Here is a 25,978-nt window from a genome sequence, read left to right as displayed (position 1 = left end):
CGCAGCCACTCCGGATGTTGTTATTCAGCTGCGTCGAGTTTGCCTGATCCACGCCGGTCAAACAGCTCTTTAAGAAAGTGCCCGGTATAGCTTTCCGGTACTTCCGCTACATCTTGAGGGCGACCGGTCGCGACAATCATTCCGCCGCCATCGCCGCCTTCCGGCCCCAGATCCAGAATCCAATCTGCTGTTTTTATGACTTCAAGGTTGTGCTCAATCACAAGAACCGTGTTGCCTTGGTCCACCAGCTCATGAAGAACTTCCAGTAGTTTGGCGACATCATGGAAGTGGAGACCTGTTGTTGGCTCATCCAGAATATAAAGAGTACGGCCTGTTGAGCGCTTTGACAGCTCTTTGGCCAGCTTTACACGCTGTGCCTCACCTCCAGAAAGGGTGGTGGCCTGCTGACCAACCTTGATGTAGCCGAGGCCAACCCGGGCGAGGGTTTCCATTTTGTCGCGAATGGAGGGAACAGCTGAGAAGAAGGAGGCAGCTTCTTCAACAGTCATATCCAGTACACCTGCAATTGATTTGCCCTTGAACTGGACTTCAAGTGTTTCGCGGTTGTAGCGCTTACCGTTACAAACATCACATGTCACGTAGACATCCGGTAGGAAGTGCATTTCAATCTTGATGACGCCATCGCCTTGACAAGCTTCACAACGGCCGCCCTTGACGTTGAACGAGAAGCGACCTGGTGCGTAGCCGCGAGTTTTTGCTTCCGGCATGCCAGCAAACCATTCCCGAATGGGCGTGAAGGCGCCGGTGTAGGTTGCAGGGTTTGAGCGCGGCGTGCGGCCAATCGGGGATTGGTCGATATCGATGACTTTGTCGAGGCGCTCCAGACCTTCAATACGATCGTGCGGAGCAGGGTTGTCGCGGGCACCGTTTAGCCGTCGGGCCGTGGCTTTATAGACGGTGTCGATCAAGAAGGTTGATTTGCCGCCTCCAGATACACCGGTCACACACGTGAATGTGCCAAGTGGGATGCTGGCGTTCACATCCTTCAGGTTGTTGCCGCGGGCGCCGAAAACCTTGATCTGTCGGTTTTTGTCGATCTTGCGTGGCTCTTTGGGCTGAGGAATGCTCATTTTGCCGGAAAGGTACTGACCGGTAAGGGAAGCAGGATTGGCCATGATTTCTTCTGGTGAGCCTTTCGCCACGACCTGACCACCATGGATACCCGCACCTGGACCCACATCCACCACATAATCAGCTGTGAGGACTGCATCCTCATCATGCTCGACTACGATAACGGTGTTCCCCAGATCGCGCAGGTGCTTGAGTGTTTCCAGAAGCCGGGCATTATCACGTTGGTGAAGGCCAATGGATGGCTCATCCAAAACGTAAAGAACGCCGGTTAAACCGGAACCGATTTGAGATGCAAGGCGAATACGCTGGCTTTCACCACCGGACAACGTGCCGGAGGCGCGATCCATTGACAAGTACTCTAAGCCGACATCATTCAGGAATTTCAGGCGCTCTCGAATTTCCTTTAGGATACGATAAGCGATTTGGGTCTGTTTATCGCTTAGCTTGTCCTCAATGCTGGAGAACCATTCATGGGCTGTTTTGATTGAAAGGGCGGTGATCTGGCCAATGTGACGGTCAGCAATTTTGACTGAGAGTGCTTCTGGCTTCAAGCGGTACCCCTTACAGGCGTCGCATGCATGGTCGGATTGGTAGCGGGAGAGTTCATCGCGCACCATCTGAGAATCTGTTTCTCTCCAGCGGCGCTCAATGTTGCCAATGACGCCCTCAAACGACTTGTCTGTTTTGTAAGAGCGAGTGCCGTCGTCATATACAAACTGGATTTTTGTATCGCCGGTTCCATAAAGAACAGCGTTTTGGAAGTCGTCAGGCAGGTCACGCCAAGCCTTCGTCATGGACTGCTTGTAGTGCTTCGTTAGCGCTTCTAGTGTTTGAGCGTAATACGGAGAGGTTGCTCCGGTTTTTGCCCACGGAAGTACTGCTCCACCGCGAAGTGATAGGGTCTGATCTGGAACAACGAGTTCGGCTTCAAACGCGAGCTTCGTTCCGAGGCCATCACACGTTGGGCAAGCGCCGAACGGATTGTTGAACGAGAATAGGCGTGGCTCAATTTCTGGAATTGTGAAACCAGATACCGGGCAGGCAAACTTCTGCGAGAAGATCATCTGCTTTGGTTTGCCTTTTTCATCTTTTTCATCCGCAAATTCTGCGGTGGCGAGTCCTTCGGCTAATTCCAGCGCTGTTTCCAGGGAATCTGCCAATCGTCCTGCCATATCTTCACGCACGACAAGGCGGTCAACCACGACGTCAATATCGTGTTTGAATTTCTTATCCAGCGCCGGGGCCTCGGCGATTTCGTAGTATTCACCATCAATTTTGATGCGCTGGAAGCCTTTTTTCATCAGCTCTGCGAGTTCTTTGCGGTACTCGCCTTTGCGGCCCCGAACGATAGGCGCGAGGAGGAAAAGACGCGTGCCTTCTTCCAATGTCAAAATGCGGTCAACCATCTGGCTGACGGTCTGGCTTTCAATGGGTAATCCAGTTGCAGGGGAATACGGAATGCCGACGCGGGCGAAGAGCAGGCGCATGTAGTCATAGATTTCGGTGACTGTGCCGACTGTTGAGCGCGGGTTTCTTGAAGTGGTTTTCTGCTCGATGGAGATTGCAGGAGATAGGCCGTCGATTTGGTCTACGTCCGGCTTTTGCATCATCTCCAAAAACTGGCGGGCATAAGCGCTTAAGCTTTCAACATAGCGGCGCTGCCCTTCGGCATAAATCGTATCAAAGGCCAAGGAGGACTTACCCGAACCGGACAGGCCAGTCATAACAATCAGACTATCGCGTGGAAGATCCAGATCGACATTCTTTAGGTTATGTTCGCGAGCGCCGCGTACGGTAATCTGTTTGAGGTGATCAACGCGCGCATGATTATTCTGGTTATTACGGGTTGGCGACTTCGCCATGGAGCTGTCCTTTGTCACGAATGCTGATTTCGCCATCTAAAGAGCAAAACAGGTCAAGGCGCGATCCTCAAAAATACAGGAGGTATGCGCAATAAATTAGGTGGAACATAAACGGAACGATTTTAAGGAGCAAGCCTTTTTGAATATGCTCTCAGAAAATTGTCTTTGCAGAAATTTCAGTGTTGAACTTGGTGGGAGTAGATGCGAATGTATGGGAACAAAAATAGAACGAGTTTTGAGCGGAACCTTCTGGTGCCTCATATATTCGCAGATCTGCTGGGAAATGTGGACAAATGTCACTGCTAAGCGAAAGCCTGTTTGATTTGTGGGGCTCGGAGCATAGGTTACTTGCCAACTCGACCTGCTCAAAATAGCTGAGCAGGCTTTGATCTAGGAGTAATTCAATGGCCGGTAGCGTCAATAAAGTCATTTTGGTTGGAAATCTGGGCGCAGATCCGGAAGTTCGGCGCACGCAGGACGGCAAGGCGATCGTAAACCTGCGCATCGCGACTTCTGAGAGCTGGCGCGATCGTAACAGCGGCGAGCGCCGTGAGCGCACTGAATGGCACCGCGTTGTTGTATTCAACGAAGGACTTGCAAAGGTTGCTGAGCAATACCTGCGCAAAGGCTCCAAAGTTTACATTGAAGGTCAGATCCAGACCCGTAAATGGCAGGACCAAGGTGGTCAGGAGCGATATTCAACCGAGATTGTTTTGCAAGGCTTCAACTCTACGTTGACAATGCTTGATGGTCGCGGCGAAGGCGGCGGTCAAAGCGGTCAAGCTGGTGGTCAATCTGGCGGCTTTGGTGGTGGTAGCGGCGGCGATCAGGGTGGTGGATACTCTGGTGGAGGTTCTTCTGGTGGAGGTTCCACTGGCGGTGGCGCCAGTAATCAGGGTGGTGGCTTTGGCGGTGGCGGCGGTGGATCTGCCCCATCTGGCGGCGGCTTTGGGGGTGGAATGGATGACGAGATTCCATTCTAAGGCCTGCTCTGTATAGCAATTAAAATTCGATGCTCAGAAATAGTGCGATGCAGCTGTTTCTGAGCATTTTTCATTTTTGCATGGTGCGTTGAAGGCTGAGCGTTGTGGGAGTGGACAGCCAATAGGAATTTTGAACTGTTTCACTAGATGCTTGTCAACGCGGGAGAGGTTCGGTAATGCAGAATTTTTGCAATGAATGCTTCATGTCCATGTTTTTGGCTTTCTGTAATCCAGAAAACATGTGTGCATTGACCATAAGATATACGAATTGGTACCAATGGAGCTAAGCATATAGAATTTTGGGAAAGTAAATGGTACGCCCAAGGGGAATCGAACCCCTGTTTCCGCCGTGAAAGGGCGGCGTCCTAACCGCTAGACGATGGGCGCACACTCATCAGCAGCGCCTCGTGTTGTGCGCTGGCTGTGTGAGGAGGCTTATAAGAATTTGAGGGAGACTTGGCAAGCGCCTAAATTTTAATAATTCAAACAATCCACAAATATGAAGAAAATGGAGTTATTCTCTGTTTTCTTGTGTGATATCAGCGCCTCAGTCGGATTCTGAGGCGCAAAATTTTGGATAGTTGCCTACCAGCTGCCGGTGTTTTCCATGGAAAGCCACGGTTCAGCTGGTTTCAGACTTCCATCCTTTTGGAGTAGTTCAATTGAAATACCGTCTGGAGACAGAACAAAAGCCATGCGCCCATCGCGTGGAGGGCGGTTGATGATGATGCCCGCAGCCTGCAGTTTGGCGCAGGTCTCATAGATGTTGTCTACTTCATAGGCGAGGTGGCCAAAATTACGTCCGCCATCATACTCTTCAGTGTCCCAATTATAGGTCAGCTCCAGTGCAGGCGCCTGAGTCGACTGGAAAGCTTCTTGGTCTTCTGACGCCGTGAGGTAGACAAGGGTAAAGCGTCCTGCTTCGCTTTTATGCCGGCGAGCTTCTTTCATGCCAAAGATGGTGCAGTAAAAGTGCATGGATTGGTCCAGATCTTTAACGCGGACCATGGTGTGCAAATAGCGCATTTCTAGCTTTCTCGGTTAGGGGGCTGACCTTATTTTTATAGTCAGTGTAAGTTGTAAGTGCGCGAATTTAGCGTGAAAAGGATTAAAGGGAAAGGGTGTCCAGTATTTCTTGAATGGGGAATTGAAGGGAGTGTTGCGTATTAATGTGTATCGCTCGCCGTATGGAGGTTTCGAAAGCAACTCAGCGATCTGCTAGATAAAAATTTCAGTAGTGTTAGCTATACCCCCTCCAAACTGTAGGTAAATGGTGTTGATAGGACAACACTAATTAAATCAATGGGGGATCATTTAGCTGTTTGTTAATTTTTCACCTTCTTGGCCCGGTTCCTGATGATATTCTTTTGGTGGAATCAAGTGGCGTTCGGTTTGTTGCTGGGCGTTACATTTCAGATGCGGCAAATTTCGGGGCATTCATCATGGTGGTAAAAACGGCGCCTCAGGTAGGCTCTGTCGAGGACCTGGTTGACGATACAGCCTTAGATGTTCTTCAGGTGGCGGGAACAATCAAGTGGTTCGATATTGGCAAAGGCTATGGTTTCGTAGAACCAGAAGACGATCTACCTGATATCTTATTGCATGTTACATGCTTGAGGCGAGATGGTTTTCAGACCGCCTATGAAGGGGCTCGTGTTGTTTGTGAGGTCCTGAACAGGCCACGCGGATTGCAAGCGATGCGCATTCTTTCTATGGATGAAAGCTATGCGGTTCATCCATCTCAACTGCCTCCTTCGCGTACTCATGTTCAAGTTACGCCTGATGGCGGTTTTATTGATGCGGAAGTTAAGTGGTTTAACCGTGTGAAGGGATTTGGCTTCCTGACGCGTGGTGAGGGGACTGAAGACATTTTCATTCATATGGAAACATTGCGCAGGTTTGGCATTACAGAGTTGCGTCCTGGGCAAAAAGTACAGGTTCGTTTTGGAAATGGACCTAAAGGGCAGATGGCTGCTGAAGTTCGTCCGGTTGGCAGTGGAACACACATACCGACCTCTCACTAAGTTGCGTTTATGCGCCTTACGAGATCACATTTACGAGATTTGCCTATCAAAAACCCTTGGTGTCTTGCCAAGGGTTTTTCTTTGTATCAAAGCTATAATGAACGAGACGCAGGAAATATTTATGGCTGTTTTAAAATGGGCTGTCATTGCGGCGATGTTCTGTTTGAGCTCTGCTTTCGCGGCGGAGTTGAGAACTGAAACAATTGAGGTTCGCAGTGCAACGGGTAAACATGAATTTCAGGTCGAGGTTGCTGAAAACGCTGCAGCTCGCGCTCAAGGTTTGATGGGCCGGACTGATCTCTCTCCTGATCAAGGGATGTTGTTTGTATTCTCGTTTTCTGTACCACAGAATTTTTGGATGAAGAACACGCCGAGCGCGCTGGATATCATCTTCATTGGCTCTGACAACATCATCAAAAGCATTGCGAAAAATACGGTCCCATATTCTGAAGAGATTATCTCCTCAGGTGTTCCTGCTCAGTATGTTTTGGAAGTGTTGGCGGGGCGGACAATGGCGCTTGGTATAAAGCCCGGTGACCGCGTTATTCGGATACCATGATAGGCAGGTAGGAGCTGACTGAGGTGGATCAGTCAGCCATAAGATGTTTAGAGGCTGTTTTTGAACTGGAGTTTTTTCTCCCAGGTGAGGGCGTGGTCAACGATGGTTTTGAGGTCGTTGAACTCCGGTTGCCAATCTAAATTCTTCATGATCTTGCGGTTGTCAGCAACAACCTTTGGCGAATCGCCAGCCCGGCGCGGCTCGGTTGTAACATTGAAGTCGACTCCCGAGATTGCCTTCACTGCATCAATGACCTGCAAAACTGAATAGCCATCACCGTAACCTGCATTCATGACAATGCTGTCGCCGCCTTCGCGTAGTCGCCTTAAGGCAAGGTAGTGTGCGCTGGCCAGATCAGAAACATGGATGTAATCGCGAACCCCCGTTCCATCTGGTGTGTCGAAGTCAATTCCAAATACGCCCAGATTCGTGCGTTTCCCCAGAGCTGCTTCACAGGCTACTTTGATGAGGTGAGTGGCGTTTTTGGTGGACTGGCCTGTGCGGCCTTTAGGGTCGGCGCCGGCAACGTTGAAGTAGCGCAGAGCTGTGTATTTGAAATCATGGGCTGCAGCGGTATCGCGCAACATGAGTTCAGTCATTAGCTTTGATGTGCCGTAAGGGCTTAAGGGAGTTAGCGGAGCTTCTTCAGAAACAGGAATAACTTCTGGGTCACCATAAACGGCTGCTGTTGAGGAGAAGATGAAATGCTTGATGCCGTGGTTGACGCAGGCTTCCATTAATGTTCTGGAGGCTGCGGTATTATTGCTATAATATTTCAATGGGTTAGAGACGGATTCTGGAACGATTATTGAACCTGCAAAGTGTATAACGGCAGAAATATCGTGGGCTTTGAAGATTGTTTCCAGTAGATCCAGATCTGTAATTTCACCCTCATACAGCTTTGTTGCTTGAGGGATCGCCCAATCAAAGCCGGTTGAGAGATTGTCGATGACAATGAAATCCTCTCCGGCGTCATGGAGGCACCATGTCATGTGGCTGCCAATATAGCCGCAGCCGCCTGTTACAAGTATGGTCATTGTCTGCTCCGAAAACTCTCAAATTCAACATGTTTGATAGAAGCCCTTTTCGAGGGCTGCAATGCAATGTTTTGCGTATTGATTACTCGTCCTCAAGATACTTCTGGTCTTTTGCAGCCTGAACTTCGATGAAGACACGCCCTATGAGCGGTTGGCTGCGTTTGATTGTATCTTCCAGCGAGAAAATGACTTCTTCAACTGCTCCTGCTGTGAGTGCGTCTTCAAAGTCCAAAGAGGCGGCGAGCAGGACGTCATTGGGGCCAAGGTGCAAGGTGCGAATTTCGTTCACGCCCCGGACGGCAACAGGCGCCAGCAAGATCTCACGAACAGACGCTACAAGCTCGTCAGAAGCACTTTCGCCGATCAGGAGGCCTTTTGTTTCCAGTGCGAGCAGGAATGCGGTTCCAGCTAGAATGAGGCCGATAACAACGGAAGCAGCTCCGTCAAGCCAAGGGATGCCGAAGTTTTGTGCGCCGTAAATGCCGATGAAGGCAACAATCAGACCCAGTATGGCTGCTGTGTCTTCAAACAGGACGGTGAAAACTGTCGGATCTTTGCTGTCTCTGATGGCTGCGATAAATGGCCGTGTGCCTTTGGTCTTCTGGAATTCTTTGTATGCAACCAGCCACGCCCAACCTTCGAAAATAATAGCTGAACCCAGGACGACATAAGCGATGATTGCAGATTCCACCGGGTGTGGGTTGAGGATTTTTTGAATGCCTTCGTAAAGTGAAATGCCAGCGCCAACTGCAAAGATCATAATGGCAACAACAAACGCCCAAAAATAGATTTCCGAGCCATACCCGAAGGGGTGTTTGTCATCAGCTGGTTTTTCAGCGCGCTTCATCCCAAGCAGTAGGAGGCCTTGATTGCCTGTGTCTACAAGGGAATGGATACCCTCAGAGAGCATAGCGGCGGAACCGGTGTACGCAGCTGCTGCAAATTTTGTGATTGCGATGAGCGTGTTGCCTGCAAGGGCGGCGAATATGACTTTTTTGGAGCCGTGGGCTGCCATCCGAATCCTCCGTGAAATACAAGGGTGACTTTACGGAGGCGCTTGGGGACTTCAAGCCTAATCTGGGAGAGAGAAAGGTGTGCCCACAATCGGATGCGGGCACACAATGTTTTAGGAGTGCATTTCCATCAAGGAGAAGATGCCATCTGCCACGAACTGGACGGATAAGGCTGCAAGAATAACACCGAACAGGCGGGTGACGATGAGCTGAACAGTGGAGCCCAGAAGCTTATCAATCCGTGCTGCAAGCATAAATACCAAGAAGCTGATCGCTAGAACGGAGAATAGGACTGCAATCAGGCCTATATGACTTGCAAAGCTAGGTGCTTGACCGGCCAATAGAATGATCGCTGAAATTGTTGCAGGACCAGCTATCAGCGGAATTGCGAGTGGGAATACGGCTGTTTGAGACAGGTCTTCCTGTTCAATAGCCTTTTCCGCGCTTTCTGCTTTGCGCTTCTGGCGATGCTCAAACACCATCTCAACTGCGATGATGAATAGCAAAAGGCCGCCTGCGACCTGGAAGGCCGCCTGTGAAATGCCAAGAACATTAAGGAGCTGACGTCCGGCGAAAAAGAACGCCAAGAGTGTGCCACCTGAGATCAGAACGGCTTTAATGGCGATCTGTCTTCGTTCTGTACTGTCTGCGCCTGCTGTAACAGCTAAAAAGACCGGCGCGAGGCCTATGGGGTCGATTGTAACGAACAGCATGGCAAATGCATTGATCAGGAATTCAATGAGCATTGCGCTTTACCTTAGTTATGAATGTGGTGATTCCCAATCTTTGGGACTTGGTTACTCGCAATTCTGCGGCTTTGGTGTGGGCGCTACCAGACTATTGGGGAATTGGCAAGACTTTGGTAGGTTTTTGCACTACCCGTGACTTGTTTGGCACCTTTGGGAATGTTGCCGCAAAATCTTGCAATGAAACTGCGTATAACACCTTGTCTTTCATGTAAGTTTAGCCCCCTGAGGTAAGGTAGTTGTTATTAGGTGTTGTTTCACGGTAAGTGTCGTTTGGTTCTGACACTTGAATCGGCTATAAAGAATAAAATTCTGACTTAAAATTGATGAGAATAATCCTTGGCAGATCAGGACTTAAGTACACCACCAGGTGGCCCTCCCAGCGACATTCGGCCCATCTCGATTACAGATGAAATGAAACGCAGCTATCTCGATTACGCGATGAGCGTGATTGTTAGTCGTGCGCTTCCCGATGTTCGTGATGGCTTGAAGCCGGTTCACCGCCGTATTCTGTATTCTATGTATGAAAGCGGATATGAGTGGAACAAGCCCTACCGTAAGTCTGCGCGTGTCGTCGGCGACGTTATGGGTAAATATCACCCGCATGGTGATAGTGCGATTTATGACGCGCTTGTTCGTATGGCGCAGAGCTTTTCCATGCGCCTTCCGCTCATTAACGGGCAGGGCAACTTTGGTTCGGTCGATGGTGACCGTGCTGCGGCGATGCGTTACACCGAATGTCGCCTGGAAAAAGTCGCTCAGACACAGCTCTCCGATATTGACAAGGACACTGTCGATTTCAACGAGAACTATGACGGTTCCGAAACAGAACCGGTTGTTCTTCCAGCACGTTACCCGAATCTTCTGGTAAATGGTGCTGGCGGTATTGCTGTTGGTATGGCGACCAATATTCCGCCACACAATATGGGTGAAGTGATTGACGGTACGATCGCAATGATCGAACGTCCAGACCTTTCCCTTCCGGAATTGATGGAAATTATTCCGGGCCCGGATTTCCCAACAGGCGGCATTATTCTTGGCCGTGCCGGTATCAAATCGGCTTATGAGACCGGACGTGGTTCCGTTCTTATGCGCAGCCGTGTTGAGACGGAAGAAATTCGCACCGGCCGTATGGCTTTGATTGTCACTGAAATCCCTTATCAGGTGAACAAATCCGCTATGATCGAAAAGATCGCGGAACTTGTTCGTGAAAAGCGGGTTGAAGGTATCTCTGACATTCGCGATGAGTCTGACCGTCGGGGCATGCGCGTTGTTATTGAGCTGAAACGTGATGCTGTTCCAGATGTGATTCTGAATCAGTTGTTCCGTTACTCTCAGCTTCAACAGAGCTTTGGCTGTAACGTGGTTGCCCTGAATGGTGGTCGCCCGGAACAGCTTGCGCTGCAGGACATGCTGAAAGCCTTTATCGATTTCCGCGAGGAAGTTATCGGTCGCCGGACCCGCTTCCTTTTGAATAAGGCGCGTGACCGGGCTCATGTTCTTGTTGGTTTGGCTGTTGCAACGGCCAATATTGATGATGTGATTCACCTGATCCGTACGGCTCCAGATCCTGCAACGGCGCGCCGTCAGTTGATGGAGCGGCATTGGCCAGCAAAAGACATTGAGCCGCTGATCCAGCTGATCGATGATCCTCGCTATGCCATTCAGGAAGACGGAACTTTCAAGCTTTCTGAAGATCAGGCTCGTGCGATTCTTGAGCTGCGCTTACAGCGTTTGACAGCTATTGGCCGAGACGAAATCGGCGATGAACTGGACAAACTCTCTGTAGAAATCAAGGATTACCTTGATATTCTGCGCAGTCGTCAGCGCATTCTTGATATCGTTCGCACTGAGCTTGAAGAAGTTCGTGATGAATTTGCGACACCGCGCCGGACTGAAATTACAGAGGGTGGCGGTGATCTGGATGATGAAGATCTGATCCAGCGTGAAGATATGGTCGTGACCGTATCTCACACCGGTTACATCAAACGCGTTCCGCTGGATACCTACCGTGCGCAGCGCCGTGGTGGTAAAGGCCGCTCTGGTATGCAAACGAAGAACGAGGATTTCGTAACCCGTTTGTTCGTGGCAAACACGCATACGCCGGTTCTGTTCTTCTCCTCCCGTGGTATCGCTTACAAAATGAAGGTGTGGCGCCTTCCACTTGCTGGGCCAACCGCCCGTGGTAATGCGCTGGTGAACATGCTGCCGCTTGAACAAGGTGAACGCATTACGTCGATCCTGCCGCTTCCTGAGGATGAGGAAACCTGGGCAGAATTGGATGTGATGTTCGCAACCAAGCGCGGAACAGTGCGCCGGAACAAGCTTTCCGATTTTGCTCAAATCAACAAAAACGGCAAGATCGCCATGAAGTTGGACGAGGGCGATGGCATCGTCAACGTGATGACTTCAACGGAAGAAGATGATGTTCTGCTGACAACGTCCAGTGGTATGTGTATCCGCTTCCCGACAACAGACGTTCGGGTGTTCTCTGGTCGTAATTCTGTTGGTGTGCGCGGTGTCAACCTAGCAGACGATGATCACGTTATCTCCATGACGATCCTTGGTCACTTTGATTGTGATGCGGAAGAACGGACAGCCTACCTGAAGCTTTCCCGTGCTCAGCGAGCTGACGAATCTGAAGAACAGGTTTCGTTTGAGGACGCTGGTATCGGTCAGGAACGCTTTGAAGAAATGGATGGTAGTGAAGAGACTATTCTGACCATTTCTGAGAACGGTTACGGCAAACGCACCAGTTCTTATGAGTACCGCACCACGGGTCGCGGCGGTAAGGGCATCGCGGCAATGACGGTGAATGACCGTAATGGCCGCCTTGTTGCATCCTTCCGCAGTGAAGACAGCGATGAGATTATGCTGGTGACCAACGGTGGTCAGCTGATCCGTTGTCCTGTGACTGGTATTCGTCTTGCCGGTCGTTCAACGCAAGGCGTGATTGTGTTCAACACATCTGCTGAAGAAAAAGTTGTAGCTGTTGAGCGCATCAGTGAAACCGATGATGACGACGAGGCGGAAAACGCTGAAATCGTTGAGGGCGGAGACGCTGAAACTGGTGGCGAGGCGGTTGCGCCTGCTCCAGATGACAGCAGCGGAGACGCCCCAAGTGAATAATTGAGGAAGGGGCCTTCGGGTCCCTTTTTTCTTACTGTAATTCTCAGAGTTTCACGGTGTTGGTCTTTGGTTTTGATCAACAAAAAGAACTTGTTTCTTGTTGTTTCAATGGGCACTGTGCATTTTAACTTACATAATTGAATTTCCTGATTATTCATGGGTTTAATGAATAAGGAAGGTGAGGGGTTTATGAAGCGCGTTGCACTTTATCCTGGATCATTTGATCCGATGACACACGGCCATCTTGATATTCTTGAGCAGTCTTTGGTTTTGGCTGACGAAGTTATCGTTGCCATTGGCATTCAGGCGTCAAAAGCACCGTTGTTTACGTTTGAAGAGCGCGTTGAATTGATCCGCATGGCGTGTGAAGAGCAATTCGGTAAAGAAGATGCAGCTCGCATTCGGACCGTCTCCTTTACAGGCCTGGTGGTGGATGCCGCGCGTGAACATAAGTCCAACATTCTTGTGCGCGGCCTTCGGGATTCGACAGATTTGAATTATGAAATGCAAATGGCAGGCATGAACGGGGCGATGGCGCGGGATATTAAAACGGTATTTTTCCCAAGTTCTCCCATTATGCGTCCTATTACGGCCACCTTGGTTCGTCAGATAGCTAAAATGGGGGGTGACTACAGCTCGTTTGTCCCCAATTGTGTTGAGGCTGCGCTTAAAAAACGCTTTGAAACTGCTTAAAAACAACGCACCACTGAGGTCTGCCTACTTCATTGAGACAGCCTATTCCTAGGGTTACTTCTAGCTAAAACAAGGACAGAAATCTTGTTACGTATCCTTACTGCATGTGCCATGGTTCTGGGGGCATTCATGATGCCCTTTTCAGCAGGGGCACAGGATCTTGAAAATACACTCTATCTTGACCTGAAAGATGGTCGTGTTGAAATTGCGCTTCGCCCGGACCTTGCGCCTGAGCATGTTAAGCGCATAAAAAAACTTGCCCGTGAAGGTTTTTACGATGACATTGTCTTTCATCGCGTGATTGATGGTTTTATGGCGCAGACTGGTGATCCAACCGGTACTGGAATGGGTGGTTCTGAACTGCCGGATTTGAAAGCCGAGTTTTCCAAAGCATCGTTTAAGCGCGGTACACTTGGTATGGCGCGTTCGCGTAGCCCTAACAGTGCCAATTCTCAGTTCTTTATCATGTTCAACGATGGGTCCTGGCTTGACGGTCAATACACTGTGTTTGGCGAAGTTGTTTCCGGTATGGACAATGTAGACAAGATCAAACGTGGGGAACCTGTTCGTAACCCTGATAAGATCATCAAAATGCAGGTTGCGGCAGACGCCAAGTAAAGGTTATGCATGCACCCAGACAAATTCGAAGATAAAGGACAGGCTCATGGCTGATATTAAAGATCCTGAAAACACCCTTCTGCTGGAAACCACAAAGGGTAATGTTGTAATTGAAATGCGCCCTGATCTGGCGCCGAACCACGTTGCTCGCATTAAAGAGCTGGTTCGCGAAGGTTTTTACAACGGCATCGTGTTCCACCGCGTGATTGACGGCTTCATGGCGCAGACCGGTTGTCCTCAGGGCACAGGTACTGGCGGCTCCGGCACTAAGCTGAAAGCTGAATTCAGCGATGCAAAGCACGTTCGTGGCACATGTTCTATGGCACGTTCCATGGATCCTAACTCCGGTGACAGCCAGTTCTACATGTGTTTTGCAGACAGCACTTGGCTTGATGGCCAGTACACTGTTTGGGGCCAGGTTGTTGAAGGTATGGACAACGTTGACAAACTCAAACGCGGCGAGCCTGTGTCTAACCCAGACAAGATTGTTGAGCTGAAAGTTGCTGCTGACGCATAAGTCGCGGTTGCTCTTATGAAATTAAGACCCGGTGGCTTGTGCTGCCGGGTTTTTTTTGTAGGTGTTGCTGCTGGTGCTGCAAAACCGCCCAGCCTGCTTGACGGTGCTAAGGTTGATCGGGTAAAGCGCAGGAGCTTATTGGACTTATGGCCCTGTACACCTTGCTATATGTGGTTTGCTGCCGTGAGCTCCCAAAAGAATGCATAGATTTCCGCAGCTGTTCCTGATGCGTTTGACCGTTTGTTATGTGAAAAGAGCCCCATGCTTGTAGATGATTTTGACTTCGACTTGCCACCTGAGAATATTGCGTTGAGACCAGCGTCTCCGCGAGACAGTTCTCGTCTGCTTGTGGTGCGCCCGGATCATGATCCTTTGCTCACGGATGATCAGGTGAGGTCTCTTCCAGACCTTCTGGAACCGGGTGATGCCTTGGTGTTTAACGACACGAAAGTCATTCCAGCTCAGCTTTTGGGGTTTAGGACACGCGATGGCGTAACAGCCAAAGTCGGAGTAACGCTGCATCAGCGCGCGTCTTCCTGTGAATGGCGTGCTTTTGTGAAGCCTGCCAAGAAGTTGAAGGTTGGCGATATGGTTCGCTTTGCTTTCGATGAGGAGGGCGCTGCTTCTGCCAAGCTTGGTGCTGAGGTTCTTGAGAAATCAGAGGCAGGAGATATTCTGTTTCGGTTTGATCACAATGCAGGCGAACTTGATGCCGCAATCGCTGAGGTTGGACATATTCCGTTGCCGCCTTACATTGCTGCAAAACGGGCGGAAGATGACCAGGACCGCAGAGATTATCAGACTGTTTATGCAAAGCATGAGGGCGCCGTTGCCGCGCCAACCGCTGGCTTGCACTTCACAGATGAGCTGCTTGCCCGGTTGCAAGCGCGTGGCATTGAAAAACATTTCGTGACTTTGCATGTGGGCGCAGGAACGTTTCTGCCTGTGAAGGTGGATAACACCAAAGACCACAAGATGCATTATGAGTGGGGTGAGGTGAGCGCAGATACTGCAGCTGCCTTGAATAACGTGCGCAAACGGGGCAACAAGGTTGTTTCTGTTGGCACGACTTCTCTTCGAATTCTGGAGACTGCTGCCGATGAGGATGGTGTGATCCAGCCCATCTCCAAGAGCACGGATATCTTTATCACACCGGGCTATCGGTTCAGAGCCATTGATGCGTTGATGACCAATTTCCACTTGCCGAAATCCACGCTGTTTATGCTTGTTAGCGCCTTTAGTGGCTTTGACGAGATGCACAAAGCGTATGGTCACGCGATTGAGAACGGCTACAGATTTTACAGTTATGGCGATAGTTCGCTGTTGTTTGCAAAGGCTTGATTGATGAGTGAAAACAAAACAGAACAGGCTGCAACTCCTAAGCCTTTCAATTTTACATTGCTTAAAACCGATGGCATGGCGCGCCGAGGTGAGATCACCACTCCTCACGGTGTCGTGCGTACGCCTGCTTTTATGCCAGTGGGAACACAAGCGACTGTTAAATCTATGTACCCGCAGCAGGTGCGTGATCTAGGTGCAGATGTTGTGCTCGGCAACACCTATCACCTGATGCTGCGCCCAACGGCGGAACGCATTGCTAAACTTGGCGGCCTGCATAAATTCATGGGCTGGAACCACACGATCCTGACGGATTCTGGCGGGTTTCAGGTGATGTCATTGGCTCAGCTGCGCAAAATGAGTGAGAAGGGCGTCACGTTTCGGTCTCACCATGATGGGTCTGTGCATGAAATGAGCCCTGAGCGTTCTGTTGAAATTCAGGGACTGCTTGGCTCTGATATTCAAATGCAACTGGATGAATGCATTAGCCTTCCCGCTGAGCGGGCTGAGGTTGAGCGCGCTATGCAGCTGTCGCTTCGGTGGGCTGAACGTTCTCGTAACCAGTTTGAGGAAATGGGCGGTCCCGGCAAAGGGCAGGGTCTTTACGGTATTGTACAGGGCGGTGATGTTCCTGAACTTCGCATCGAATCTGCGCAACGCCTTGGTGAGTTACCAATGGAAGGGTATTCTGTCGGTGGTTTGGCTGTTGGTGAGCCGCAGGCCGTTATGCTGAAAATGCTTGAGATTACAACGCCAGCTATGCCGGTTGATAAGCCACGTTACCTGATGGGTGTTGGTACTCCGGAAGATATTTTGGAAAGTGTTGCACGCGGTATTGATCAGTTTGACTGCGTGATGCCGACCCGCGCTGGCCGTCATGGTTTGGCGTACACGCGTTATGGCAAAGTGAACCTGCGCAATGCGCGCCATCAGGAAGATCCCCGTCCGCTGGATGAGAGCTCCAATTGCGAAGCATCCCGCGATCATTCCCGTGCTTATCTGCACCATCTGGTTCGTGTAAGCGAAGGTCTCGCCGCTATGCTGATAACCTGGAATAACCTTGCGTACTACCAGACCCTGATGCAGGAAATTCGCGATGCGATTGATGCCGGGAACTTTGAAGAGTTCCGCCAGAAAACCAAAGCCGATTGGGCCCGCGGTGACATTGAGCCTTATGTCTGGTCATAGGCAATCTGAAATTTGATGCGGTTGAGGCTTGGGCAGCGTGCTCCCCAAGCCTTTTCTATAGGCGCCACAGCTTTACGTGGTCCGGCTTTTTGTTCCGGTCCAGTATTCCATGCAAGTCTGCAACCATGACTTTCTCAGCACTCAGATAGATTTCTATGCGATGCCATGGATCTTCATTCTGGAAAAATGCCTGATGAGGAACGGCTAGAATAACAGCGTCACAGTCACCAACGGGTGATTGATCGGAAAGTGTAACTCCGAGATGCTCCTTGGTGTGTTCTGGATGAGCATGTGGGTCAACAACAATGATCTCTGCCCCGAAACGCTCAAGTTCCCGGATGAGATCGACCACTTTGGAGTTTCTGGTGTCGGGCACATCGGCCTTGTAAGTTATGCCGAGTATGACGATCTTTGGGGGCATAGGTCTGGCAAGTTGGACGCAACCCTGAATGACTTCAGCTGCAATAAACTTGCTCATACCTTCATTGGTGCCGCGCCCTGCAAGGATGACCTGAGGCGAGAACCCGAGTTGATGCGCCTTATCTGTGAGGTAATACGGGTCAACGCCAATGCAGTGCCCGCCAACTAAACCGGGATGAAACGGGAGAAAATTCCATTTGGTTGCAGCGCCTTCCAACACGTCCCGTGTATCAATGTCCATGGCATGGAAGAGCATAGATAATTCATTCATCAAGGCAATATTCAAATCGCGTTGGGTATTCTCAATCACTTTTGCAGCTTCGGCTACTCTGATGGAAGAGGCTTTGTAGATGCCTGCCTTAACGATCTTGCCATAGAGAATAGCAATGGTTTCTAAGGCTTCCTCTGAGCTGGCAGAAACTATTTTTAAGAGGTTGGAAAGTGTGTGCTTTTTGTCGCCGGGGTTAATACGCTCCGGGGAATAGCCAACCTGAAAGTCTTTCCCAAACCTGAGACCGGATTCGCGTTGTAAAAGTGGGACCGCGATTTCCTCTGTTGCGCCGGGATAGACTGTGGATTCATAGACCACAATATCGTTGGGCTTAATAAACGCCCCCACAGTTCGGGAGGCTTTTTTGAGGGGACCAAGGTCCGGGCGCTTTGAAATATTTATGGGGGTTGGAACGGCAACGATATGAATACGAGCTTGCCGGATATCTGGAGCCGAGCAGGTGAGTGTTAAATGTTTTGAGGAAAGTGCTGTTTTACTGACGGAATCAGTTCGATCATGACCGTCCAGAAGTTCTTGGACGCGGTGACGGTCAATATCATAGCCAATTGTGGTTATGCCCGCGTGGGCTAATGCGCATGCAACGGGCAGGCCAACATAACCTAGGCCGATAACTGATACAATTTCTTCCATTCAATAGCACCTTGGGCGTTTTTAAACATTGTAGTAATCCCGGTACCATTTGACGAAGTTTGCAACCCCTGCCTTTACGGAGGTCTGTGGTTTAAAGCCTGTTGTCTCGATCAGATCAGTTACGTCTGCAAAGGTTGCCGCGACATCTCCGGGCTGGAATGGAAGGAACTCTTTTTTAGCTTTTATGCCCAATGCCTCTTCAATAGCTGCCAGATAATCCATGAGCTGAACTGGGTCGCTGTTGCCAATGTTAAACAGGCGATAAGGTGCACTGGACGTGGCCGAATCGGCTGTCTTGCCATCCCACTCCGGTTCACGTTTTGGAGGAAGGTGGGCGATCCGCACAATACCCTCAACGATATCATCCAGATATGTGAAGTCTCGGATCATGTTACCGTGATTGAAGAGAGGAACTGGTTCACCTGCCAGAATAGCTTTTGTAAATTTGAAAAGAGCCATGTCCGGGCGGCCCCATGGTCCGTAGACGGTAAAGAACCTGAGACCTGTACATGGAATATCGAAGAGGTGCGCGTAGGAGTGCGCCATCGCCTCATTGGCTTTTTTTGTCGCCGCGTAGAAGGAGACTGGATGGTTGCCGCCTTTATGAGTGGACAATGGCATGGTCTCATCCAACCCATAGACTGAGCTGGTGGATGCGTAAACCAGATGTTCTATCTGGTTTGCCCGTGCTCCCTCCAAAATGGAGAGGAATCCGGTGATATTCGCATCTATGTAAGATTGTGGATTTTCCAGAGAATAACGCACTCCGGCCTGGGCTGCTAAATGAATGACTTTGGAAGGTGCATGCTGCTTGAAGATGCGCATCACAGCTTCGGCATCTTCAAGTCTGATACGTTCCTCTGTGAAATGATTGGATGCAGTCAGGCGCTTCAGGCGTTGTTCCTTCAGTGTGACATCATAATAATCGGTCACACAGTCCAGCCCAATTACGTGATAGCCGTCTTGCAACAGGCGCAAAGCCACTGCATTGCCAATAAATCCGGCTGTGCCTGTTACAAGTATCTTTTGCATCATATTCTTCCCGTACAATCAGCTCTCTTTGACAAGCAACTTGTCTAGCATTGGGCGCAGTTGAGCTGCCAGTTCTGCATCGTCTAATGCATATGCAACATTTGCTGAAAGGAACCCTATACGCGATCCGCAATCGTAGGTTTCTCCACGGAATTCCACACCATTGAATGCTTGTTCGCCCATAAGAGTTAGCATTGCGTCCGTGAGCTGAATTTCATCACCAGCGCCCTTGGCCTGACTTGCAAGCAGGTCAAAAATTTCAGGTTGTAGGATATAGCGGCCATTGATGTAAAGATTAGACGGCGCTGAACCTTGTTTGGGTTTTTCAACCATTCCTGTGATGCCAAATGTATCATCAGCGCGCGGGGTGTCCCGTTCAATAATACCGTATTTGTGGGTTTGGTCCCATGGCACTTCTTCTACTGAGATCACGTTGCCGCCGTGAGTGTTATAGGCTTCCACCATTTGTGAAAGGCAACCTTTCGGAGCTTTCATCAGCATATCAGGCAGGAGGACTGCAAAAGGTTCGTTGCCGATAATGTCACGGGCACACCAGACAGCATGACCAAGGCCCAGCGGTTCTTGCTGGCGTGTGAAGCTGGTGGTTCCTGCGGAAGGGCGGATCTTGTCTAACAGTTCAAGCGCATGGGCTTTGTTGCGGCGGCGCAGTGTTTCTTCCAGCTCGTAGGCAATATCAAAGTGATCTTCGATGACTTGTTTATTGCGGCCAGTCACGAAAACGATGTGCTCAATCCCAGCAGCTCTTGCCTCATCCACGACGTACTGGATGATTGGGCGGTCCAAAATAGTCAGCATCTCTTTTGGAACTGCTTTGGTTGCAGGCAGGAAGCGGGTACCAAGGCCAGCAACTGGGAGAACAGCTTTTCGTATTGCACGTGTCATTTATGTAAATTCCCTAGGTCAAGGAGATCGGAGCAATCAATTTGGTACGCACTTAGGCTCAGCCATCAGTTATGGTCAATAGTACCAAACCAATTTGTCCTAGGACATAATGCTTCGAATGCCCGAAATTTGAATTACTCATTCTTCAGGGTTGCTCATTCGCAGTGAATTATCGCGAAATTGTGAAGGTCCCTTGTTTCTCTTGAACATGCTGTTCTAAAAGTTACTCAGTGATGAATTCCATAAGATTCAGGGGAACAATTGTGATTGCAGGATTTAAGCTTGCCGCCTTAGAGGCTGGGCAACGTATTTTGGAGATCTATGAGGAGGGCTTTCAATCTCAGATCAAGGGAGATGGCACTCCTGTCACGATTGCTGATCAGCAAGCCGAAGAAATTATCCTCATCCATCTTTCTACACTGTGCCCCGATATCCCCGTGGTCGCTGAGGAAGCTATGGCTGCGGGACACATGCCTGAAATCGGAGATAGGTTTATTCTCGTGGATCCCTTGGATGGAACGCGGGAGTTTATTAGCCGAAATGGCGAGTTCACCGTCAATATTGCATTGATTGAGAACGGGCGGCCTACTGTTGGGGTGATTTTTGCTCCTGTTACGGGAGAGTTGTTTTGGGGAGATTTGGAATCCGGTGCATTCAAAGCTGATGTAACTGGCCTTGACCTCAGCAATGAAAGGGAAATGGCTTGTTCGAAGCTTTCCGAAGAACTTCGGGTTCTTGCCAGCCGGTCTCATCGCAGTGAGCGAACCGATGTTCTGATTTCCAAAATGGGCAACTCCTCTCTTGTTGCAGCGGGCTCATCTCTTAAATTCTGCCGTCTTGCAGAAGGGAAAGCTGATTTTTATCCGCGTATGGAACCGACTATGGAATGGGATACGGCAGCTGGTCAGGCGATCCTATGCGCGGCAGGAGGGCATGTTGTTGTTGAAGGTGGAGAGCCGCTCATTTATGGGAAGTTAGACACACCACAAGGCAAGCCTTTCGCAAATCCATGCTTTTTAGCAGTGGCAGACCAAAAAATTATTTCCCATTATGGCTTAAGGACGGGTTGGTAGCCTTCGGCGGATCACTGCCCAACCGTTAAACTCTGTCTCAAGAGTTAAACGACACGTCTTTTGGAGACCGTGATGGGCATTGATAGCCAGTCGCACCTGCGACGACTAGAGAACGAAAGTATTCATATCATCCGCGAGGTGGCCGCAGAGTTTGAAAACCCTGTGATGCTTTACTCCATTGGTAAAGACAGTGCGGTTATGCTGCACCTCGCGCTTAAAGCATTTTACCCTTCAAAACTTCCATTTCCAGTTCTTCATGTGGATACAACATGGAAGTTTAAGGAGATGATTTCTTTCCGGGAGCATACAGTCAAAAAATATGGACTGGATCTCATCGTTCATCGCAACGAGGAAGGTGTTAAGAACAACATCAATCCATTTGATCACGGAAGCTCCAACTATACCCACATCATGAAAACGGAGGCGTTGAAACAAGCGCTAACTAAACATGGGTTTGATGCAGCCTTTGGTGGCGCGCGCCGGGATGAAGAAAAATCTCGTGCGAAGGAGCGGGTCTTCTCCTTCCGCTCTTCCAGTCATGGATGGGATCCTAAGAACCAGCGCCCAGAGCTTTGGTCTCTTTACAATGCTCGTATTGGCAAGGGGGAATCAATTCGTGCCTTCCCGCTTTCCAACTGGACGGAACTGGACATCTGGCAATACATCCTTGCCGAAGGGATTGAGATTGTGCCGCTCTACTTCTCCAAGAAACGTCCTGTCGTTGAGCGTGATGGCACTTTGTTGATGCTGGATGATGAGCGGTTTCCTTTGAGGGTCGGTGAGAAGGTGGAACACAAGCAAGTTCGCTTCAGGACACTTGGCTGTTACCCGCTGACCGGTGCTGTTGAATCCTCCGCAGACACTCTTGAAGATATTGTGAGCGAAATGCTTGTTGCCCGAACGTCTGAACGGAGCGGCCGACTGATTGACCACGACAGCTCGGGTTCTATGGAGAAAAAGAAGCGTGAGGGGTATTTCTAAATGAACAAGATCGCGCCAGTTGCGGAAGCTTTTGATCTTTCCGAATATATTAGTTCTCAGGAATCGAAGAGTTTATTACGGTTTTTGACCTGTGGGTCGGTTGACGATGGAAAATCCACGCTGATCGGGCGTTTACTTTTCGACACTAAACTCATTTTTGAGGATCAACTTGCCGCTCTTGAAAAAGACAGCCGTAAACATGGAACTGTTGCAGACGATATCGATCTAGCGTTGCTGGTTGATGGTTTGGAAGCTGAGCGAGAGCAGGGCATCACTATCGATGTTGCTTATCGATTTTTCTCCACGGATAAACGCAAGTTCATCGTCGCGGACACGCCTGGACATGAACAGTACACGCGCAATATGGCAACAGGTGCTTCAACTGCGGATCTTGCCATATTGTTGGTGGACGCTCGCCATGGATTGCTGACACAAACACGCAGGCATGCCTTTATAGCCTCGCTGTTGGGGGTCCGGCATGTGGTGGTCGCTGTCAATAAGATCGATCTCGTTGATTATGATCAGGCCCGCTTTGAAGAGATTAAAGCAGAATTTGAGAGCTTTTCATCTGGTTTTGATTTTGACAGCTGCGAAGTCATTCCTCTCTCGGCTCGGTACGGAGATAACGTCACCACAACTAGCGAAAATCTTGGTTGGTTCACAGGCCCTACGCTTCTTGGACACCTTGAAAGCGTAGAGCTGGGCACAGGACATAGCGGGTCAGCGTTTCGCTTCCCGGTCCAATGGGTCAACCGGCCAAATCTGGATTTCCGCGGGTACAGCGGCACAGTTCGCGGCGGCGCTGTGCATGTTGGCGACGAAATCGCGGTTGCGCAGTCTGGTAAGACCAGCCGTATTGAGAAGATTGTCACCATGGATGGCGATCTTCTGCGCGCGGAAGACGGGCAGTCGGTTACGCTGACTTTGAAAGATGAAATTGATATTTCCCGTGGTGATATTATTGCTCCGGTGCAATCCCGTCCTGATGTGAGTGACCAATTCGCGTCGCATCTTATTTGGATGTCTGAGAATGCGATGTTGCCGGGGCGCCCATATCTTTTGAAATGTGGAACCAAAACGGTTGGTGCAAGTGTTACAGAGATCAAGCACAAGGTTGATGTAAACACGTTTGACCACCATGCAGCCAAACAACTAGAGCTCAACGAAATCGCATTTTGTAACCTTGCGCTTTCAGAGCCTATTGCATTCGATCCCTATGAGGTCAACAAAGATACCGGCAGTTTCATTTTGATTGACCGTATGACCAATGAGACCGTTGCTGCTGGTCTTATCTGGTTTGGGTTGCGCAGAGCGACGAACGTTCACAAGCAAGCGTTGGATGTTGACAAAAAGGCGCGGGGTCGACTCAAAGGTCAAAAGCCAGCTGTTTTGTGGTTTACTGGTCTTTCTGGTTCAGGGAAGTCTACGCTGGCCAACGCTGTAGAGCGAAAGCTACTCGGTTTGGGACGTCACACTTATCTGCTTGATGGTGACAATGTTCGTCATGGTTTGAATAAAGACCTTGGCTTTACTGATGTGGACCGTGTTGAGAATATTCGCCGGGTTGCTGAAACGGCAAAACTGTTTGTTGATGCTGGTATGATCACGTTGGTGTCATTTATCTCTCCCTTCAAAGCAGAGCGGCAGTTAGCGCGTGACCTTTTGGAACCGGATGAATTCTACGAGATCTTTATCGATACGCCTTTGACCGAGTGTGAGGCACGCGACCCCAAAGGCTTATATGCAAAAGCGCGCCGCGGTGAGATCAGCAACTTTACAGGCATAGACAGCGCTTATGAAGCTCCCGAGAGACCAGACATACATTTACAAACAAAAAGCAGAAATGCTGAAACCTTAGCAGATGAAATCGTTGAACGATTGTTAGCCGACGGTTTCATTGGCTCAGATAATACCTGGGTGATTTAGAAAATGTTTGGGCCGGGAATGAAAACTACCGGCCCTTTCTTTGATTTCGATTTGGAAAAACAACTCAGTCAATATCCATTAGATACTATTACGAATCCCAGGGATTTTTAGCGTTACTCCTTAACCAACGCGTGACCGATTGATTTCTGAGCACTCACTAATGTTGTAGCTTCGTTAGGTGCTGGTCAACAGATGCTTCTTAATTGAGCTCAAGCCTCCAGTTTGATTAGGCGTATAAACGAGAAATCGCAGGACACAACAGGAGAGTTAAATGCCCAAGGCTCTTAAAAAATACAAGAATGTCACCGATTTTCTAAAAGCCGCATCTTCCATCGAAAAAGATCTAGAGAAAAAGTACAAGCTCCCTGCAAAAGACGTTAAGCGCTTTGCTAAAGTGATGAGCGATAAGAACGGAATTGAGAAAACCTATATGGCGTTGGTGGAGGAAGAACCAAAGCTTTTGAAAATTGCTGGTGATGTTGAGAAGGTCAAGAAAGTGATCGACAACCTCTCCAAAGCTCAAGACAAATTCACCGCTGCGGATAAAAGTCTCGTCCAGGTTTCTAAGGCCTTGAAGCAGATGGTTGATGGAGTTGGAGGTGACCGAAAGCAACTGGCTGGAGATGCAGGTTATAATAAACTGAAAGCCTTTTTTGAAAAAGCTACCGGTGAATGGGCTAATGCCAACAAGCAGGTTAAACAACGAGATCAGGCCACCAAGCAACTGGTAACACTCCAAGACAGCTATACGAAAGAAAAAGATAAAGCCGCGAAGACTTATGGAGTCACGCTAAAAACAGATGATAAGAGTCTCGTGGTGATCATGGGCAAGAGCCCTGAGGTGTCTATCGTCTTGGGAGGTTAGCTGTCAGTTCGCCCTCAAAGGGCAATAATCTATAGGTTTTGATTGTTCTGGAGTTGCTGCCTCTTGTAATTTCGAGGTGAAGGCCCTAATCAACTTTTGGATTATTTTCACGCCCTTAAGGAGAACTGTCCGTGTCTCAGCCAAACTCCGAAGTTTCGATTGGCAAAGCCCTCTTTTCAAATAGCAAGCCGTTTTCTCTGATTGCTGGTCCATGCCAGATGGAGAGCCGTTCGCATGCGATGGAAATGGCTCAAGCCGTAAAAGAGATCGCTGAGGAACTTGGTATTGGCCTGGTTTTCAAGGCGTCCTACGACAAAGCAAACCGAACCAGTCTTTCTGCCAGTCGTGGTATGGGCATGAAGGCTGGCTTGGAGGTCTTTGCTGAAATCAAGGAAACCTATGGTCTTCCTGTCATTACAGATGTTCACGAGCCCAGCCATTGTGCGCCGGTTGGTGAAGTTTGTGATGTTCTTCAGATCCCAGCTTACCTTTGTCGTCAAACAGATCTATTGGTCGCAGCGGCGAATACTGGCCGAGTGATCAATGTTAAAAAAGGTCAGTTTTTAGCACCTTGGGACATGAAAAACGTCATGACCAAGATTGTTGAAAGCGGAAATTCCAATGTCATGCTGTGTGAGCGTGGCACGACATTCGGATACAACACGCTTATCTCAGATATGCGTGCTCTGCCTACCATGGCCAGCATGGGTGCCCCTGTTGTGTTCGATGCAACGCACTCAGTTCAGCAACCCGGTGGGCTTGGTGGCTCATCAGGTGGTCAGCGCGAGTTTGTGGCAACGCTTGCTCGTGCCGCTGTTTCCGTTGGCGTTGCGGGTCTGTTTATTGAAACGCATGATGATCCAGACAACACAACGTCATCTGATGGTCCTAATATGATTCCTTTGAACCGCCTCAAAGATCTTTTGCAGTGGCTGCAAGAGTTCGATGCGGTAGCAAAAAACGGAACATTTACGCTTTAGATATTTCACGGCACCTAGGGAAATTGATTAAATCCTGTGTTTTTACTTAGGGGTGCGACAATATACATGCGTTTATT

The 25,978-nt window shown here is 49.5% G+C and carries 22 protein-coding genes and 1 tRNA gene; 14 read left to right on the top strand and 9 right to left on the bottom strand.

Annotation, left to right across the window (positions count from 1 at the left end; genetic code table 11):
- Positions 1 to 20: 20 nt before the first annotated feature.
- Positions 21 to 2,954: an excinuclease ABC subunit UvrA gene (uvrA, locus tag BLS62_RS12130; protein ID WP_093188836.1), complete on the bottom strand. Its 2,934-nt coding sequence runs from the start codon at positions 2,952 to 2,954 to the stop codon at positions 21 to 23.
- Positions 2,955 to 3,358: 404 nt separating this feature from the next.
- On the opposite strand from uvrA, the gene BLS62_RS12125 reads away from it, so the two are divergent.
- Entirely contained in the window at positions 3,359 to 3,937 is a 579-nt protein-coding gene (locus BLS62_RS12125; RefSeq protein WP_093180983.1) for a single-stranded DNA-binding protein, read from the top strand.
- A 312-nt stretch (positions 3,938 to 4,249) separates the two neighbouring features.
- Here BLS62_RS12125 and BLS62_RS12120 read toward each other — a convergent pair.
- Together BLS62_RS12120 and BLS62_RS12115 are read right to left on the bottom strand one after the other, a co-directional pair.
- Positions 4,250 to 4,324 (bottom strand) — tRNA-Glu (locus BLS62_RS12120).
- 198 nt (positions 4,325 to 4,522) lie between these two features.
- The gene (locus BLS62_RS12115) at positions 4,523 to 4,963 is read right to left on the bottom strand and encodes a VOC family protein (protein ID WP_093180981.1); all 441 of its coding nucleotides are present in this window, start codon (positions 4,961 to 4,963) and stop codon (positions 4,523 to 4,525) included.
- Positions 4,964 to 5,379: 416 nt separating this feature from the next.
- Between BLS62_RS12115 and BLS62_RS12110 the strand changes: the two genes are divergently transcribed.
- Complete coding sequence (locus BLS62_RS12110; protein WP_093188833.1) at positions 5,380 to 5,961, top strand: cold-shock protein; 582 nt, start codon at positions 5,380 to 5,382, stop codon at positions 5,959 to 5,961.
- 121 nt (positions 5,962 to 6,082) lie between these two features.
- On the top strand, positions 6,083 to 6,520 hold the full coding sequence (locus BLS62_RS12105; protein WP_208990834.1) for a DUF192 domain-containing protein: 438 nt from the start codon (positions 6,083 to 6,085) through the stop codon (positions 6,518 to 6,520).
- Between the two features lie 47 nt (positions 6,521 to 6,567).
- On the opposite strand, the gene galE is transcribed toward BLS62_RS12105, so the two are convergent.
- The 3 genes from galE to BLS62_RS12090 form a co-directional block, all read right to left on the bottom strand.
- Positions 6,568 to 7,557, bottom strand: a complete 990-nt coding sequence (galE, locus tag BLS62_RS12100; protein WP_093180979.1) for a UDP-glucose 4-epimerase GalE — start codon at positions 7,555 to 7,557, stop codon at positions 6,568 to 6,570.
- Positions 7,558 to 7,639: 82 nt separating this feature from the next.
- A complete protein-coding gene (locus BLS62_RS12095) occupies positions 7,640 to 8,572 on the bottom strand; it encodes a cation diffusion facilitator family transporter (protein WP_093180978.1) in 933 nt (310 codons plus the stop codon).
- A 111-nt stretch (positions 8,573 to 8,683) separates the two neighbouring features.
- Complete coding sequence (locus BLS62_RS12090; RefSeq protein ID WP_093180976.1) at positions 8,684 to 9,316, bottom strand: MarC family protein; 633 nt, start codon at positions 9,314 to 9,316, stop codon at positions 8,684 to 8,686.
- A gap of 339 nt (positions 9,317 to 9,655) precedes the next feature.
- Here BLS62_RS12090 and gyrA point away from each other — a divergent pair, with 339 nt between their 5' ends.
- The 6 genes from gyrA to tgt all read left to right on the top strand — a co-directional run bounded on the left by gyrA (position 9,656) and on the right by tgt (position 16,799).
- A complete protein-coding gene (gene gyrA / locus BLS62_RS12080) occupies positions 9,656 to 12,445 on the top strand; it encodes a DNA gyrase subunit A (RefSeq protein WP_093180972.1) in 2,790 nt (929 codons plus the stop codon).
- 189 nt (positions 12,446 to 12,634) lie between these two features.
- On the top strand, positions 12,635 to 13,138 hold the full coding sequence (gene coaD / locus BLS62_RS12075) for a pantetheine-phosphate adenylyltransferase (RefSeq protein WP_093180970.1): 504 nt from the start codon (positions 12,635 to 12,637) through the stop codon (positions 13,136 to 13,138).
- Between the two features lie 129 nt (positions 13,139 to 13,267).
- Positions 13,268 to 13,756 (top strand): peptidylprolyl isomerase, encoded by a 489-nt coding sequence (locus BLS62_RS12070; RefSeq protein ID WP_244283581.1) that lies wholly within the window; start codon positions 13,268 to 13,270, stop codon positions 13,754 to 13,756.
- Positions 13,757 to 13,802: 46 nt separating this feature from the next.
- Positions 13,803 to 14,273 (top strand): peptidylprolyl isomerase, encoded by a 471-nt coding sequence (locus BLS62_RS12065; RefSeq protein ID WP_093180964.1) that lies wholly within the window; start codon positions 13,803 to 13,805, stop codon positions 14,271 to 14,273.
- 261 nt (positions 14,274 to 14,534) lie between these two features.
- Positions 14,535 to 15,614: a tRNA preQ1(34) S-adenosylmethionine ribosyltransferase-isomerase QueA gene (gene queA / locus BLS62_RS12060; protein WP_093180962.1), complete on the top strand. Its 1,080-nt coding sequence runs from the start codon at positions 14,535 to 14,537 to the stop codon at positions 15,612 to 15,614.
- A gap of 3 nt (positions 15,615 to 15,617) precedes the next feature.
- The gene (gene tgt, locus BLS62_RS12055) at positions 15,618 to 16,799 is read left to right on the top strand and encodes a tRNA guanosine(34) transglycosylase Tgt (RefSeq protein ID WP_093180961.1); all 1,182 of its coding nucleotides are present in this window, start codon (positions 15,618 to 15,620) and stop codon (positions 16,797 to 16,799) included.
- A gap of 55 nt (positions 16,800 to 16,854) precedes the next feature.
- Here the strand turns inward: tgt and BLS62_RS12050 are convergent, their stop codons facing one another.
- Genes BLS62_RS12050 through galU form a run of 3 tightly spaced genes read right to left on the bottom strand, consistent with a single transcriptional unit; the run spans position 16,855 to position 20,076 of the window.
- Positions 16,855 to 18,141, bottom strand: coding sequence for a nucleotide sugar dehydrogenase (locus BLS62_RS12050; protein ID WP_093180958.1), 1,287 nt, complete (start codon positions 18,139 to 18,141; stop codon positions 16,855 to 16,857).
- A 21-nt stretch (positions 18,142 to 18,162) separates the two neighbouring features.
- Positions 18,163 to 19,173 (bottom strand): NAD-dependent epimerase, encoded by a 1,011-nt coding sequence (locus BLS62_RS12045; RefSeq protein ID WP_093180956.1) that lies wholly within the window; start codon positions 19,171 to 19,173, stop codon positions 18,163 to 18,165.
- Between the two features lie 18 nt (positions 19,174 to 19,191).
- Positions 19,192 to 20,076: a UTP--glucose-1-phosphate uridylyltransferase GalU gene (galU, locus tag BLS62_RS12040; protein ID WP_093180953.1), complete on the bottom strand. Its 885-nt coding sequence runs from the start codon at positions 20,074 to 20,076 to the stop codon at positions 19,192 to 19,194.
- Positions 20,077 to 20,339: 263 nt separating this feature from the next.
- On the opposite strand from galU, the gene cysQ reads away from it, so the two are divergent.
- From cysQ to kdsA, 5 genes are all read left to right on the top strand, one after another.
- Positions 20,340 to 21,149 carry a 3'(2'),5'-bisphosphate nucleotidase CysQ gene (gene cysQ, locus BLS62_RS12035; RefSeq protein ID WP_093180951.1) on the top strand — a complete coding sequence of 270 codons (810 nt, stop codon included), beginning with the start codon at positions 20,340 to 20,342 and terminating at the stop codon, positions 21,147 to 21,149.
- A gap of 72 nt (positions 21,150 to 21,221) precedes the next feature.
- Entirely contained in the window at positions 21,222 to 22,130 is a 909-nt protein-coding gene (gene cysD / locus BLS62_RS12030) for a sulfate adenylyltransferase subunit CysD (protein ID WP_093180949.1), read from the top strand.
- Positions 22,131 to 24,056, top strand: coding sequence for a sulfate adenylyltransferase subunit CysN (cysN, locus tag BLS62_RS12025; RefSeq protein ID WP_093180947.1), 1,926 nt, complete (start codon positions 22,131 to 22,133; stop codon positions 24,054 to 24,056).
- Positions 24,057 to 24,327: 271 nt separating this feature from the next.
- Complete coding sequence (locus BLS62_RS12020) at positions 24,328 to 24,921, top strand: hypothetical protein (protein WP_093180945.1); 594 nt, start codon at positions 24,328 to 24,330, stop codon at positions 24,919 to 24,921.
- Between the two features lie 131 nt (positions 24,922 to 25,052).
- Complete coding sequence (gene kdsA, locus BLS62_RS12015; RefSeq protein WP_093180942.1) at positions 25,053 to 25,901, top strand: 3-deoxy-8-phosphooctulonate synthase; 849 nt, start codon at positions 25,053 to 25,055, stop codon at positions 25,899 to 25,901.
- Positions 25,902 to 25,978: the final 77 nt, after the last annotated feature.

The organism is Pseudovibrio sp. Tun.PSC04-5.I4, from assembly GCF_900104145.1.
In the GTDB taxonomy this organism is placed as follows: domain Bacteria; phylum Pseudomonadota; class Alphaproteobacteria; order Rhizobiales; family Stappiaceae; genus Pseudovibrio.
Note: the sequence above shows the minus strand (reverse complement) of the source record. Positions and strands in the feature narration are given on the sequence as shown.